13 protein-coding genes are annotated in these 13,680 nt (G+C 71.3%); 5 read left to right on the forward strand and 8 right to left on the reverse strand.

Features of this window, described 5'->3' with window-relative positions; translation table 11 throughout:
* The first annotated feature begins 36 nt into the window (after positions 1-36).
* A complete protein-coding gene (locus AC067U_RS07890; RefSeq protein WP_478828756.1) occupies positions 37-465 on the forward strand; it encodes a Fur family transcriptional regulator in 429 nt (142 codons plus the stop codon).
* Positions 466-607: 142 nt separating this feature from the next.
* On the opposite strand, the gene AC067U_RS07895 is transcribed toward AC067U_RS07890, so the two are convergent.
* The 5 genes from AC067U_RS07895 to AC067U_RS07915 all read right to left on the reverse strand — a co-directional run bounded on the left by AC067U_RS07895 (position 608) and on the right by AC067U_RS07915 (position 5,794).
* A complete protein-coding gene (locus AC067U_RS07895) occupies positions 608-1,174 on the reverse strand; it encodes a YcxB family protein (protein ID WP_478828757.1) in 567 nt (188 codons plus the stop codon).
* Positions 1,175-1,200: 26 nt separating this feature from the next.
* Positions 1,201-2,034, reverse strand: coding sequence for an isoprenyl transferase (locus tag AC067U_RS07900; protein WP_478828758.1), 834 nt, complete (start codon positions 2,032-2,034; stop codon positions 1,201-1,203).
* A 22-nt stretch (positions 2,035-2,056) separates the two neighbouring features.
* Positions 2,057-2,803, reverse strand: a complete 747-nt coding sequence (gene recO / locus AC067U_RS07905) for a DNA repair protein RecO (protein WP_478828759.1) — start codon at positions 2,801-2,803, stop codon at positions 2,057-2,059.
* A gap of 92 nt (positions 2,804-2,895) precedes the next feature.
* Positions 2,896-4,452: a nucleobase:cation symporter-2 family protein gene (locus AC067U_RS07910; protein ID WP_478828760.1), complete on the reverse strand. Its 1,557-nt coding sequence runs from the start codon at positions 4,450-4,452 to the stop codon at positions 2,896-2,898.
* A 640-nt stretch (positions 4,453-5,092) separates the two neighbouring features.
* Complete coding sequence (locus tag AC067U_RS07915; RefSeq protein ID WP_478828761.1) at positions 5,093-5,794, reverse strand: TerB family tellurite resistance protein; 702 nt, start codon at positions 5,792-5,794, stop codon at positions 5,093-5,095.
* A gap of 161 nt (positions 5,795-5,955) precedes the next feature.
* Between AC067U_RS07915 and AC067U_RS07920 the strand changes: the two genes are divergently transcribed.
* Positions 5,956-6,714, forward strand: coding sequence for an SDR family NAD(P)-dependent oxidoreductase (locus AC067U_RS07920; protein ID WP_478828762.1), 759 nt, complete (start codon positions 5,956-5,958; stop codon positions 6,712-6,714).
* Between the two features lie 90 nt (positions 6,715-6,804).
* On the opposite strand, the gene leuA is transcribed toward AC067U_RS07920, so the two are convergent.
* A complete protein-coding gene (gene leuA, locus AC067U_RS07925) occupies positions 6,805-8,571 on the reverse strand; it encodes a 2-isopropylmalate synthase (protein ID WP_478828763.1) in 1,767 nt (588 codons plus the stop codon).
* 377 nt (positions 8,572-8,948) lie between these two features.
* Between leuA and AC067U_RS07930 the strand changes: the two genes are divergently transcribed.
* Positions 8,949-10,019 carry a M4 family metallopeptidase gene (locus tag AC067U_RS07930; protein WP_478828764.1) on the forward strand — a complete coding sequence of 357 codons (1,071 nt, stop codon included), beginning with the start codon at positions 8,949-8,951 and terminating at the stop codon, positions 10,017-10,019.
* A gap of 96 nt (positions 10,020-10,115) precedes the next feature.
* The gene (locus tag AC067U_RS07935; protein ID WP_478828765.1) at positions 10,116-10,385 is read left to right on the forward strand and encodes a protealysin inhibitor emfourin; all 270 of its coding nucleotides are present in this window, start codon (positions 10,116-10,118) and stop codon (positions 10,383-10,385) included.
* Positions 10,386-10,459: 74 nt separating this feature from the next.
* On the opposite strand, the gene AC067U_RS07940 is transcribed toward AC067U_RS07935, so the two are convergent.
* Positions 10,460-11,266, reverse strand: a complete 807-nt coding sequence (locus AC067U_RS07940; RefSeq protein ID WP_478828766.1) for a GNAT family N-acetyltransferase — start codon at positions 11,264-11,266, stop codon at positions 10,460-10,462.
* A gap of 179 nt (positions 11,267-11,445) precedes the next feature.
* Here AC067U_RS07940 and AC067U_RS07945 point away from each other — a divergent pair, with 179 nt between their 5' ends.
* Positions 11,446-12,138 carry a class I SAM-dependent methyltransferase gene (locus AC067U_RS07945; RefSeq protein WP_478828767.1) on the forward strand — a complete coding sequence of 231 codons (693 nt, stop codon included), beginning with the start codon at positions 11,446-11,448 and terminating at the stop codon, positions 12,136-12,138.
* A 113-nt stretch (positions 12,139-12,251) separates the two neighbouring features.
* Here AC067U_RS07945 and era read toward each other — a convergent pair whose 3' ends face one another.
* Positions 12,252-13,202 carry a GTPase Era gene (gene era / locus AC067U_RS07950; protein WP_478828946.1) on the reverse strand — a complete coding sequence of 317 codons (951 nt, stop codon included), beginning with the start codon at positions 13,200-13,202 and terminating at the stop codon, positions 12,252-12,254.
* Positions 13,203-13,680 lie beyond the last annotated feature (478 nt).

Raw genomic sequence — 13,680 nt, forward strand, 5'->3', positions numbered from 1 at the left:
GGCACAATGGCCCCAGGCCGATACGAGGAGGAACCGGTGGCGACTGCTCCTGGCGAGACGAATACCGCGCCAGTACGAGGACGCTCCACCCGGCAGCGCGCGGCCGTCGCGGCCGCCCTGGACGAGGTGGACGAGTTCCGCAGCGCCCAGGAGCTGCACGACATGCTCAAACACCGCGGCGCCTCCGTGGGCCTGACCACCGTCTACCGCACCCTGCAGTCCCTGGCCGACGCCGGGGAGGTCGACGTGCTGCGCACCAGTGACGGCGAGTCGGTCTACCGCCGCTGCTCCACCGGCGAACACCACCACCACCTGGTCTGCCGCGGCTGCGGCAGGGCCGTGGAGGTGGAGGGCCCGGCGGTGGAGAAGTGGGCCGACGCGATCGCCGCGGAGCACGGCTTCGTGAACGTCGCCCACACGGTGGAGATCTTCGGCACCTGCGCGGACTGCGCGGCCGCCGCCTAGTCTCCCCAGGCCCGCCAGGGCCGAGGGGACGCATCGCAAGGCGCCGGAGCGCCTCGGTAGCGGAGCTGTCGGGGCGTTTCGGCAACGCGGCGAGGTGCCGTGCCAGGCGGCGCGGCCCTGGCCATGATCCGCCGGACAGGCCCTATACCCGCTTCAGGTTCCGCTCCAGCAGGACGCGCAGGCGCTCGGCGGCCTCCGGGGCCGCGAGGCCGCGCTTGGGCAGCACCATGACCACGACGGCCTGCTTGTCACGCGAGAACAGCGCGAAGGTGGCCGGCGTCTCGGCGTAGTGGGCGAAGACGGACCAGGCGTGGAACGTGGAGGTCTCGGCTCCGTTCACGGCGAGCCCCCGGGCGTCGACGGAGGTCCCGCACTCCCCCGCGGTCTCCAGCATCCCCGAGGCGGCCCGCGCCATGAGCCGGTGGCCGAGGAACACGTACACCCAGCTGATGACGGTCAGCGCGAGGAGGCCGACGGCCACCGGGCTCACCCCGCCGTCCAGCGCGGTCAGCAGTCCCGCGAAGAGGGGCGCCATCAGGCCGGTGAGCGCCCAGGGCAAGCGCTGGCGGCGGCCGGCGGGAGTGCGGTACCGGGCCCGCAGCGCCTCCCTCATGTCCGCCGGTGTCGGCGTGTAGCGGAACTCGACGGCGGGCCCCCCGGGTGCCGGCTCGTTCGTGTGGAAATGCTGATCCCCGCCCATGACGTCCATGAGCGGGGATCGTACGGGCGCGACGGTCAGCCGTTCGAGCCGGGGCCCTCGGAGTCGACCTGGTTGGGGATGGCGCCGCCGAAGCGGCGGTCCCGCTGGGCGTACTCCAGGCAGGCGTTCCACAGATGGCGGCGGTCGAAGTCCGGCCACAGCACGTCCTGGAAGACCATCTCGGCGTACGCGCTCTGCCAGAGCAGGAAGTTGGAGGTGCGCTGCTCGCCGCTGGGGCGCAGGAACACGTCCACGTCCGGCATGTCCGGGTAGTAGAGGTACTTGGCGAGGGTCTTCTCGCTGACCTTCGACGGGTCGAGACGGCCGGCCTTCACGTCCTCGGCGAGGGCCTGCGCGGCATCGGCGATCTCGGCCCGGCCGCCGTAGTTCATGCAGAAGTACAGGGTCAGCTTGTCGTTGCCCTTGGTCTGCTCCTGCGCGACCTGGAGCTCCTTGGCCACCGACTTCCACAGCCTGGGCATCCGGCCAGCCCAGCGCACCCGGATGCCGAGCTCGTCGAGCTGGTCGCGGGTCTTGCGGATGAAGTCGCGGTTGAAGTTCATCAGGAAGCGGACCTCGTCGGGCGAGCGCTTCCAGTTCTCGGTGGAGAAGGCGTAGAGGGAGATGTTCTTGACGCCCATCTCGATCGCGCCCTGGAGGACGTCCAGGACCCGCTCGGCGCCGACCTTGTGGCCCTCGGTGCGCGGCAGGCCCCGCTCCTTGGCCCAGCGGCCGTTGCCGTCCATCACGATCGCGACGTGCTCCGGTACCAGCTCGCCCGGGATCTTCGGCGGCACTGCGCCGGAGGGGTGCGGCTCGGGAAGCGTGTACTCGCGGCGGGAGCGTCCCAGGAATCCGCGTACTGCCATGCGCTTTGGTCTCCGATCTCGGTCACTTCTCTACGTAACGCAGGGAACGCAGCCCGCGCTCCAGATGCCAGTGCAGATAGGCGGAGACGAGTCCGCTCCCCTCGCGCACGTACCGCGGCTCCGCCGCGTCGGCCGTCGCCCAGTCCCCCGTCAGCAGGGCGCTGAGCAGCCCGATGGCCTCAGCAGATGGTACGACGCTTCCGGCGACCCGGCAGTCGCCGCATACGACCCCGCCCGCGGCCACGGAGAAGTGCCTGTTGGGGCCGTGGATGCCGCACTTCGCGCAGTCCTCGAAGGAGGGGGCGTAGCCGTTGACGGCGAGGGAGCGGAGCAGGAAGGCGTCCAGGATGAGGTGCGGGGCGTGCTCGCCGCGGGAGAGGGTGCGCAGGGCGCCGACGAGCAGCAGGTACTGCTGGACGGCGGGCTCCCCCTCGTTCTCGGTGAACCGCTCGGCGGTCTCCAGCATGGCCGTGCCGGCGGTGTAGCGGGCGTAGTCGGTGACGATGCCGTTGCCGTACGGGGCGATGATCTCGGTCTGGGTGCAGAGCGGCAGGCCGCGGCCGACCAGTTCGCTGCCGCGGGCGAAGAACTGCACGTCGGCGTGGGAGAAGGGTTCCAGCCGGGCCCCGAACTTGGACTTGGTGCGGCGTACGCCCCGGGCCACGGCCCGGACCCGCCCGTGTCCGCGCGTCAGCAGCGTGATGATGCGGTCCGCCTCACCCAGCTTCTGGGTGCGCAGCACGATGCCGTCGTCGCGGAACAGACTCATGGGCCCATTGTCGCCGGTGGGTCGGACAGCGATGGCCCCCGGCCGGACGTGGGTCCGGTCGGGGGCCATCACCCCTTGGGAGGACTGGGGGATCAGCCCGCCGGCGTCTTGGCGGTCTCGCCCGCCTCGTCGGCTTCTCCGGCCTCGCCGGAGGTGGCCTCCGGGGCGGCTGCGGGAACGACGGCCGGAACGTCGTCGCCGGCCTCGGACTTCGCGGCGGCCTCGGACTTCGCGGCGGCCTCGGTCGCGGCCGGGCCGGCCGGGGCCGGGATCGTGGCCACGACGTCGTGGGCGTCGTCCTTGGCCAGGCCGTTGAAGATCAGGTTCAGGACGATGGCGGCCGTGGCACCGAGCGTCACACCGCTGTTGAGCAGCGAGGACAGGTCGGGGTTCATGTGGTCCTTGAAGAGGACCGGGACGGTCGCCGGGAGCAGGGCGAAGGCCAGGGAGACACCCACGACCAGCGCGTTCTTCTCCTCCTTCAGGTCCACCTTGGCGAGGGTCTGGATACCGGCCAGGGCGACCATGCCGAACATGACGGTCGCGGCGCCGCCGAGGACTCCGTGCGGGACGGCGGCGACGATGGCGGCGGCCTTGGGCAGCATGCCCAGGATGATCATGAAGACACCCGCGGCGACGACCACGAAGCGGCTCTTGACCTTGGTCATCCGCACCAGGCCGACGTTCTCGGCGAAGGCGACGTACGGGAAGGAGTTCAGCACACCGCCGAGGGCGGTGGCGGCACCGTCGGCACGCAGGGCGCGGGCCACGGTCTCGCTGTCGACCTCCTTGCCGACGATGTCACCGACGGCGTAGGTGTCACCGGTGGTCTCGACCATGGTGATCAGCATGACGATGAGCATCAGGACGATCGGGAACCACTCGAACTTCGGGGCCCCGAAGTGGAACGGGGTGGTGATGCCGACCCAGTCCGCCTTGGAGACGTCGCCGAACTTGGCGTCGCCGAGGATGAAGGAGACGACGGTGCCGCCGACCAGGCCGAGGAGGATGGCGATCGAGGAGAGGAACGGCTTGCCGATCCGCATCAGGACCAGGATGAAGAGCATGGTCCCGCCGGCGTAGGCGAAGTTCTTCGGGTCACCGAAGTCGGGGCTGCCGAGGCCGCCGGCGGCGTCGTTGAGACCGACGGGCAGCAGCACGATGCCGAGCACGGTGATCACGGTGCCGGTGACGACCGGCGGGAACAGCCGCATGACACTGCGGAACGCCTTGGGCGGCAGCCAGGCGAAGGCGAAGGTGGCGATACCGGCCGTGATGACCGCGCCGTAGATCACCAGGAGGGCGGCGGTGCCGCCGCCGGCCCCGAGGCCGATGGCGATCATCGGGGAGACGGCCGTGAAGGTCACGCCCTGGATCAGCGGCAGTCGCGCACCGATCCGGCCGATGCCGAATGCCTGGATGATCGAGGCGATACCACAGGTGAAGAGGTCCGCGTTGATCAGGTAGACCAGCTGTTCAGGGCTCAGCTTCAATGCGCTGCCGACGATGATCGGGACGATCACCGCGCCTGCGTAGAAGGCGAGTACGTGCTGGAAACCGTACAGCGCGAGCTTGGGGACGGGGAGCACCTCGTCGACCGGGTGCGAGCTCTGCTTTCCGTCGGAAAGCCGGGCGGCGACACGTGCCATCTCTGCCTTGCCCTTCGGGGAGGTAAATGAGAGGAGATCTGGTTATCCCTGGCAAGGCGCGGATCGTGGTGCGTGGTTCCGCCAGGGTTTTCAGTGCATTCACGTGGATCGAAGCCCCACTGTGTTACAGCAGGCGTCTCTTCGTGTGACCGGAATTGAACGCCTGTGGGGGGCGCCACACCTATCGTCGACTTACACAAAGTGTTGAGGTGTGGAGAAGTTGAATTTGTTGGTTCCTCCACTGGCGGGCGATGCGCCAGGGGGCTATGGGCAGGATCGGCAGAGGATCGCTTTCCAGCCACACTGTCGCGAACCGCACAGGGTCTGAGCTGCATAAACGCTCCGGACGTCAGTTCGAGTCCGCAAACGGGAGTCCACACTTCCGGAGGTCCCCTTGGTGGATCACCCGACTGCGGACGGCACCCCTCCGTCGATCGTACGGGCGAGTAATGGCCACCCCGAGGCCGGATCGTTATGCGGGAGGAGCGGCTTTTGTCCCACTTCCCTGCAGCCCGACGTGCAGGTTCACCCGAGGTGACAGGGGTGAAACGCGCGTAGCGCCCTGTCCACCGGACCGGCCCGGGGCCGGCGGACAGGGCATCGCGTGGAGCGAAAGGGCGCGAAAGGGCGCTCGGGGGGCTCAGCCGGCCGCGCGCACGGCCGCCAGGAGGCGCGAGATCTCGTCGGAGTCCAGCCGCAGCGCGGCCCCCACCGTCGACAGCACCTCGCGCTCCGCCGGCGTGTACGGGCCGTCGGCCAGGGCGATCCGGGCCCCCTGCAGCAGCAGGGACTCCCGGCCCGGCGCGGCCAGGTGCGGGGAGAGCGGTTCCAGCGCCTCGTGCAGCTCGATCGACAGCGCCGCCCCGCAGCACTCGGGCCCGTCGTAGAGGCCCGGGAGCCGCCCGGTGTCCGAGGTCAGCGTCTCCACCAGGGCCGCCAGCTGGTCTTCCGTACAGTCCTGGAAGCCCGCCGACCGTACGACGCCCACCGCCGCCTCCAGCGCCGCGCGGGAGGCGGCTCCGCCGGCCGCGAGGACGGCCAGGGTGACGGTGTGGACCGCGTCCCGGAGCATCGCGGAGAAGCGGGCGGTGGTCGGATGGTCGAGGACGTCGGCGGCGAACCGCTCGCGGCAGGCCGCGCATTCGACCACCGGTCCGACGTGGCCGCGCGGCAACAGGGGTACGCCCAGCACGGTGAACCGACGGCGGCCGGTGCGGCGGCGGTAGTTCCGGTCCCCGCCGCATCCGGGGCAGAAGAACTCCCCGTCGCTCACGGTGGTCCAGGTGGTACGGATGCCCCAGAGCATCAGCTTCCGGCTGGTCCCACCCCGCACTGGCAGCACGTCCCACCTCCGTAAACCAGCGGCGACGTCGCCGCGTTGGCGTGATGTTAGCCACATCGGTGAGGATCCGTCAGTCGTGTGACCGGACAACATCCGTCGGCGCGGGGACTTGGCCGATCCGCGCCCCTGTTCACCACCCCGCGCCCCCTATCCTCACCGCCGTGCACGAGAAGTCCTGTCTGGTGACCGGCGCCGCGAGCGGTATCGGCCGCGCCACCGCCCTGTTCCTCGCCCGCTCGGGCGCCCGCGTCACCGCGGCCGACATCCATGCCCCCGGACTGGCCTCCCTGCGGACGGAACTGGCCGGGGAGGGCCTCGGGGTCGAGACCGTCACCGGCGACGTGTCCGATCCGGAGCAGAACCGGGCCATGATCGGGGCCGCGGTGGCCGCCTACGGGCGGCTCGACGTCGCCGTGGCGAACGCGGGCGTGATCCCCCTGTCGGACGTACGGGAGACCACCCCGGAGATCTGGGACCACGTCATGGCCGTGGACGGCCGCGGCATGTTCCTGACCTGCAAGTACGCCATCGAGGCGATGACCGCCCAGCAGCCGGCCGGCGGCGCGCTGGTCTGCGTGTCCTCCATCTCGGGGCTGGCCGGGCAGGCCCGGCAGGCGGCGTACGGGCCGGCCAAGTTCGTCGCCTCGGGCCTGACCCGGCACCTGGCGGTGGAATGGGCGGCGCGCGGCATCCGCGTCAACGCGGTCGCGCCCGGGACCATCCGCACGGAGCGGGTCCGAGCCCTCCCCGACGAGCCGGGCGGGCCGGAGTACCTGGAGCAGATCACCCGCGCCCACCCCATGGGCCGCATCGGCGAGCCGGAGGAGGTGGCCCGGGTCATCGCCTTCCTCGCCTCGGACGCCGCCTCCTTCGTCACGGGAGTGGTGCTGCCGGTGGACGGCGGCTACCTCGCCCAGTAGGCCCCGTGGCACGGCCCGGACGGCGCGACGGCCCCCGACGCTCCTTCCGGAGCGTCGGGGGCCGTCGTGGCGGACCGGTCGGGCCTTCGGTCAGCGGCCGGCGCGGTTGACCGCCGAGATGACCGCCTTCAGCGAGGCGCGGGTGGTGTTGGCGTCGATGCCGATGCCCCACAGCACGCGGCCGTCGATGGCGCACTCGATGTACGAGGCGGCCTGCGCGGAGGCGCCCTCGCTCATGGTGTGCTCGGTGTAGTCCAGCAGGCGGGCGTCGACGCCGATGCTCGCCAGCGCGTCGAAGAAGGCCGAGATCGGGCCGTTGCCGGTACCGCTCAGCACGGTCTCGGCGCCGTCCACGACCGCCTCGACGGTCAGGGTGTCCGTACCGTCCTTGTCGGTGGCCGTCGAGCCCGAGCGCAGCTGGATCCGGCCCCACGGGTTCTCAGGGTTGGGCAGGTACTCGTCCTGGAAGACGTCCCAGATCGCCTTCGGGGTGACCTCGCCGCCCTCGGCGTCGGTCTTGGCCTGGATGATCCGCGAGAACTCGATCTGCATGCGGCGCGGCAGGTCCAGCTTGTGGTCGTTCTTCAGGACGTACGCGATACCGCCCTTGCCGGACTGCGAGTTGACCCGGATGACCGCCTCGTAGGAGCGGCCGACGTCCTTGGGGTCGATCGGCAGGTACGGCACCGCCCACTCGATGTCGTCGACCGTCTTGCCCTGGGCGGCCGCGTCGGCCTCCATGGCGTCGAAGCCCTTCTTGATCGCGTCCTGGTGCGATCCGGAGAAGGCCGTGTAGACCAGGTCGCCCGCGTAGGGGTGGCGCGGGTGGACCTCCATCTGGTTGCAGTACTCGGAGGTCCGGCGGATCTCGTCGATCTGCGAGAAGTCGATCTGCGGGTCGACGCCCTGCGAGAACAGGTTCATGCCCAGGGTGATCAGGTCGACGTTGCCGGTGCGCTCGCCCTGCCCGAACAGGCAGCCCTCGATCCGGTCCGCGCCGGCCATCAGGGCCAGCTCGGCGGCGGCGACGGCGGTGCCGCGGTCGTTGTGCGGGTGCACGGAGATGCAGATGTGCTCGCGGCGGGTCAGGTTGCGGGCCATCCACTCGAAACGGTCCGCGTGCGTGGAGGGGGTGGAGCGCTCGACGGTGGCCGGCAGGTTCAGGATGATCTCGCGGCCGGGGCCGGGCTGCCAGACGTCGCAGACCGCCTCGCAGACCTCCAGGGCGAAGTCCAGCTCGGTGTCGGTGAAGATCTCGGGGCTGTACTGGTAGCCGAAGACCGTGTCGTCGCCCAGGATCTTCTCGGCGTACTCCATGACCAGGCGGGTGCCGTCGACGGCGATCTGCTTGATCTGCTCCTTGGAGCCGCGGAAGACGACCCGGCGGAAGGTCGGGGCGGTCGCGTTGTACATGTGCACGGTGGCCCGCTTGGCGCCGCGCAGCGACTCCACGGTCCGCTCGATCAGGTCCTCGCGGGCCTGGGTCAGCACGGAGATGGTGACGTCGTCCGGGATCGCGCCCTCTTCGATGATGGAGCGCACGAAGGCGAAGTCGGTCTCACCGGAGGAGGGGAAGCCGACCTCGATCTCCTTGTAGCCCATGCGTACCAGCAGGTCGAACATCTCGCGCTTGCGGGCGGGGGTCATCGGGTCGATCAGCGACTGGTTGCCGTCGCGCAGGTCGGTGGACAGCCAGCGGGGAGCCCGGGTGATCCGGGCGTTCGGCCAGGTGCGGTCCGGGATGTCCACCTGCTCGTACGCGCCGTACTTGTGGATCGGCATCCCGGAGGGCTTCTGGGAGTGGGTCGCGTTGGTGATGGGCGTGGGGCGACCGGCGTAGCTGTGCTGCTGGCTCATGGCGTAGGGCTCCTCGCGTGTCCGCGTGTGTTCGCTGGAACGGCCGACAGGTCGTGCCTCAGGTGGTGAGGACGGCGCAACACCAGACTCCGCGGGGAGGGGGTCGACCTACGACTACAGGCCCTCGCCGCGGCAGCTAAGGAGAAGCAGCCAGTTACGCATGATGACCGGAGCCTAACCGAGACCGCGGCGGGGGCGCGTTGCCGTTTCAGTATGCAAGACCCCATGGTCCGATTTGCACTGTTTGTGACCCCTGACTCCACTTCGGGCGGGAAGTCCGTTGGATCCGTCAACGCCATGCAATCGCTTTCGGTCAACTGAATGAATCATGGTCACAGGTAGTGACACCGGCATGACCCACTGCCACATTGCCGGGCATGGATGCCAACCGCCACCCCGTCTTCTGCACGATCGTGCCCCCGCACCTGCTCGACCGGATCGTGCTGTCCGAGAACGTCCGGCGCGCCGACGTCGCGCAGCGCACCCTCGAACACGACTCCCTGCAGCGCGCCCGGCGCCGCATCACCACCGCGCGCGGGGTCGTCCCCACGCTGGCCGCCGCGGCCCCGGACCGGCCGGAGCGCACGATCTACGACGCCCAGCACCGGACCCGGCTGCCCGGGACCAAGGTGCGCGAGGAGGGATCGGAGCCCGGCCGGGACGCGACCGTGAACCGCGCGTACGCGGGGCTGGGCGCGACCTTCGAGTTGTTCCTCAAGGCTTTCGGACGCCACTCCATCGATGACGCGGGGCTGGCACTGGACGCCACCGTCCACTACGGGCAGGAGTACAACAACGCCTTCTGGGACGGCCGGCAGATGGTCTTCGGCGACGGGGACGGCGACCTGTTCCTCGACTTCACCGTCTCGGTCGACATCATCGGGCACGAGCTGGCGCACGGGGTCACCCAGTACACGGCCAATCTGGAGTACTACAAGCAGGCCGGCGCGCTGAACGAGTCGATGTCGGACGTGTTCGGCTCGCTGATCAAGCAGTACACCCTGGACCAGACGGCCGACCAGGCGGACTGGCTGATCGGCGCCGGGCTGCTGGGGCCGGACGTCAGCGGGGTCGCACTGCGCTCGATGAAGGCGCCCGGCACCGCGTACGACGACGACGAGCTGGGCAAGGACCCGCAGCCGGCCACCATGGACGACTACGTGCAGACCAGCCGGGACAACGGCGGGGTGCACATCAACTCGGGCATCCCCAACCACGCCTTCTACCAGCTGGCGACCGCACTCGGCGGCAAGGCGTGGGAGCGGGCCGGGCAGATCTGGTACGACACGCTGACCGGCGGCGAGCTGGCCGTCGACGCGAGCTTCACCGACTTCGCCTCGCTGACCGTGGCGGCAGCGGCGGCCCGGTTCGGGGACGGCGGCGAGGAGCACCAGGCGGTGCTCAAGGCGTGGTCCCTGGTGGGTGTGGGGACCGACCGGACCCCGTAGGGCGGTCCCGGTAGGGCGGGCCCGGCGGACCCCGGCCGGTGCCCCGGTCCGGCGTTCTCCGGGGCCGGTGCCGGCGGATCCCGGTAGAAAGGTGACATGCGGATTCATGTGCTGAGGACCGGGGGCTTCGCGGGCATCGAGCGACAGGCCGAGGTGGACACCGAAGGCCTCGCCGACGAGGAGGAGTGGGAGGCCCTGGCCATGCTCGCGCTCCAGGCTCCGCCGCCGGACCCGTCCGGGCACCAGGTACGGGACGGCTTCTCGTACCGGATCACGGTGGACGGGCGGACCGTGTCCTGCGCCGACCCGCACGTCACGGAGGCGCAGCGCAGGCTGATCCGCCGGGTGCTGAAGGAAGGCGCCTGAGCGGCGGGCCGGGGACGGGCGGGCCGGACGGGCCTGATGCCCTCCCGGCCCGCCCCTCACACCCGTGCCTGCGGTCAGGCCGGCGCGGGCGGCTCCGCGATCATGGCGGTGCCGACGCGGCGGAAGCCGGCGCGGCCGTAGATCCGTGCCACGTCCTCGTCGCCCGCGGACAGGAAGACCAGTTCCGCGCCGCGTGCGCGGGCGTCCGCGACCAGGGCCGCCGTCACGGCAAGGGCCAGGCCCTGGCGCCGGGCGGCGGGCAGGGTGCCGACGGCGACCACCTCGGCCACCCCGCCGACCGGGTTGTACATCCCGGAGCAGAGCACCATCCCGTCCCGCACGGCCACGGCCAGGGCGCTCCGGCCGGAGCTGATCTTGGTGGACACCATCGCGGCCCGGCCGGCCGTCGACGGGTCCGCCAGCGCCGTCGCGAGCTCCGCCGGTCCCGCCTCGCCGAGCGCGGTGCCCGGGGCGGCGAAGGCCAGCGCCGGTACCGTCACCGCAGCCGCCAGCAGCGGGTCGGCAGCGTCCAGCAGCCGCACCTCCGGGTGCGGCGGCAGCGCTTCGGCAGCCGGGTCCAGCGCCATCAGGGGGTGCTCGTGCACGTGCAGCCCCGCCGCGAGCGCGGCCTTCTCCATCGAGGGCGTGGTTTCGGCCACCCACTCGAAGGCCTCCGGAACGTTCAGCTCGCGCTGCCGCTCCCGGGCGCGCAGCACGTCCTCCGCGGTCACCGGGTGGCCGCCGAGGGCGGGCCGGGCGTAGTAGGGCCAGCCGCTGCCCTCCTGCACGAACAGCGTCAGCGCGCCGAGGTCTTCGGGGCGGGCGCCGCCCACGCGGGGCACGGTGTCGTAGTAGCTCTCAAGATCGTCAAGAATCGTCACCGGGCCATCCAAACAAGGCACGCCCGGTCCGGCACCCTCTTTTGGCTCCGTTTCCGCTCTTCTCCGCGAGGCCGCCTCCGCCCCGCGTTTGCCGGAACGGCAAGGATGTTTGCCCTGGTCCGGAGGGCGGGCGGAGCATCGGGGACATACCCGCCGCACGACCGAACCGGAGGCACCCGATGGCCGGACATCCGCACGCGCACACCCACGAGCACCACCAGCAGCACGCGCACCACCGGAACACGCACCAGTCGCACGCCTCGGAGCGGGAGTTCTGGGACTCCTTCTACGGCGAGAAGGAGCGGATCTGGAGCGGCAGGCCCAATGCGGTCCTGGTCCGGGAGGCCGGGGAGCTGCCGCCCGGCCGCGCCCTGGACCTCGGCTGCGGCGAGGGCGCCGACGCGGTCTGGCTGGCCCGCCGGGGCTGGCGGGTGACCGGTACCGACATCTCGCCCGTGGCCCTGGAACGGGCCGCCGAGCACGCGGCCGAGGCCGAGGTGGCCGACCGGATCACATTCGAACGCCACGACCTCGGGGAGTCCTTCCCGGCCGGCACGTTCGACCTGGTGTCCGCCTGCTTCCTGCACAGCCCGGGGGACATGCCCCGCGAGCGCATCCTGCGCACCGCGGCGGCAGCCGTCGCCCCCGGCGGCGTCCTGCTGGTCGCCGGCCACGGAGGTACTGCGCCCGGAACCGAGAACCCGCACCCGGACCTGCACCTCCCCACCCCGCAGGAGGTGCTGGCGGACCTGGAGCTGCCCGAGGGCGGCTGGGAGGTGCTGGTCTGCGCGGAGCACGAGCGGACCGGCACCGAGGCCGACCGGCCGGGGCACGGCTACGACAACACGCTCAAGGTCCGGCGCCGGGCCTGACGGCGGCGAGGCCTGACGGACACCTGGTCCGACAGGCGGCAAGTCTGGCGGACAGCAGGACTGGCAGGCGCGGCAGGACGGACGGCAGGCCCTGAGGGCGGCGGCGCCCGGCGTCAGAAGCCGAGCTTGCGCAGCTGCTTGGGGTCGCGCTGCCAGTCCTTGGCGACCTTCACGTGCAGGTCGAGGAAGACCGGCGTGCCGAGCAGCGCCTCGATGTGCTTGCGCGACTTCATGCCGACCTCCTTCAGGCGCGAGCCCTTGGGGCCGATGATGATGCCCTTCTGGCTGGGCCGCTCGATGTAGACATTCGCGTGGATGTCCAGCAGCGGGCGGTCCTTGGGCCGGTTCTCGCGCGGCAGCATCTCCTCGACCACCACGGCGATGGAGTGCGGCAGCTCGTCCCGTACGCCCTCCAGCGCGGCCTCCCGGATCAGCTCCGCGACCATCACCATCTCGGGCTCGTCGGTGAGGTCGCCCTCCGGGTAGAGCGGCGGGCTCTCGGGCAGCATCGGGGCGATCAGGTCGGCGAGGAGCTGCACCTGCGTGTCGCCGACGGCCGAGACGGGCACGATCTCGGCCCACTCGATGCCGAGCTCGGCACCCAGCTTCTGGATGGCGATCAGCTGCTCGGCGAGCGCCTTGGAGTCGACCAGGTCCGTCTTGGTCACGATGGCGATCTTGGGGGTCTTCTTGATCCCCGCGAGTTCCTTCGCGATGAACTTGTCGCCGGGGCCGAGCTTCTGGTCGGCGGGCAGGCAGAAGCCGATGACGTCGACCTCGGCCCAGGTGGTCCGCACCACGTCGTTCAGCCGCTCGCCGAGCAGCGTGCGCGGCTTGTGCAGGCCGGGCGTGTCGACGAGGACGAGCTGGGCGTCCGGGCGGTGCACGATGCCGCGGACGGTGTGCCGCGTGGTCTGCGGCCGGTTGGAGGTGATCGCGACCTTCGTGCCCACCAGTGCGTTGGTCAGGGTCGACTTGCCCGCGTTGGGACGGCCGACGAAACAGGCGAAACCCGCACGGTGCGGGGCGGTGGGCTCGGGGGAACGATCGCTCATACGGGCCATTCTCCCCGATGCCGCCGCCCGCGCCGACCAGACGGCCGCCGCGGGGGCGAGCAGGGGGGCCAGGGCGGCGGCCAGGAGCGCCCCGGCGAGCGCGGGGAGCAGCCCCGGGTGGGCGGCGTACGCGGCGGCGGCCCGGCCCTCCGTCCCGGCCGCGCCGGCCCGGACGGTCACCTCGGTCCAGCCGAAGGGCGGCGGCCCGGTCCACGGTTCGGTGACCGCCACCCGCTGTCCGGGCAGCAGCTCGGCGGGCGGGCCGGCCGCCGGGCGGCGGAGCAGCGGACGTCCCAGGATCCCGGTGGCCGTGACGGTGGCCTGCGGACGGAGGGTGATGTTCCCCAGGTTGTGGAGGGTGTACGTGATCTCGGCCCGCCCGGCCCGCCCGGCCCGCCCGGCCCGGCCGCGTACGGCGAGGTCCTCGACGGCGAGGGCGGGGGCGGTGGGGCCGGTGACCCGGAGATGGACGCGGGCGGCGACGGCC

The sequence above is a fragment of the Streptomyces sp. NPDC043853 genome (assembly GCF_056436025.1).

Excerpts from the sequence above, each read along its gene's own strand:
- AC067U_RS07895 (WP_478828757.1), bottom strand. The coding sequence starts at position 1,174 with ATGGACGTCATGGGCGGGGATCAGCATTTCCACACGAACGAGCCGGCA.
- AC067U_RS07900 (WP_478828758.1), bottom strand. The coding sequence starts at position 2,034 with ATGGCAGTACGCGGATTCCTGGGACGCTCCCGCCGCGAGTACACGCTT.
- recO (WP_478828759.1), bottom strand. The coding sequence starts at position 2,803 with ATGAGTCTGTTCCGCGACGACGGCATCGTGCTGCGCACCCAGAAGCTG.
- AC067U_RS07910 (WP_478828760.1), bottom strand. The coding sequence starts at position 4,452 with ATGGCACGTGTCGCCGCCCGGCTTTCCGACGGAAAGCAGAGCTCGCAC.
- leuA (WP_478828763.1), bottom strand. The coding sequence starts at position 8,571 with ATGAGCCAGCAGCACAGCTACGCCGGTCGCCCCACGCCCATCACCAAC.
- AC067U_RS07930 (WP_478828764.1), top strand. The coding sequence starts at position 8,949 with ATGGATGCCAACCGCCACCCCGTCTTCTGCACGATCGTGCCCCCGCAC.
- AC067U_RS07935 (WP_478828765.1), top strand. The coding sequence starts at position 10,116 with ATGCGGATTCATGTGCTGAGGACCGGGGGCTTCGCGGGCATCGAGCGA.
- AC067U_RS07945 (WP_478828767.1), top strand. The coding sequence starts at position 11,446 with ATGGCCGGACATCCGCACGCGCACACCCACGAGCACCACCAGCAGCAC.
- era (WP_478828946.1), bottom strand. The coding sequence starts at position 13,202 with ATGGCCCGTATGAGCGATCGTTCCCCCGAGCCCACCGCCCCGCACCGT.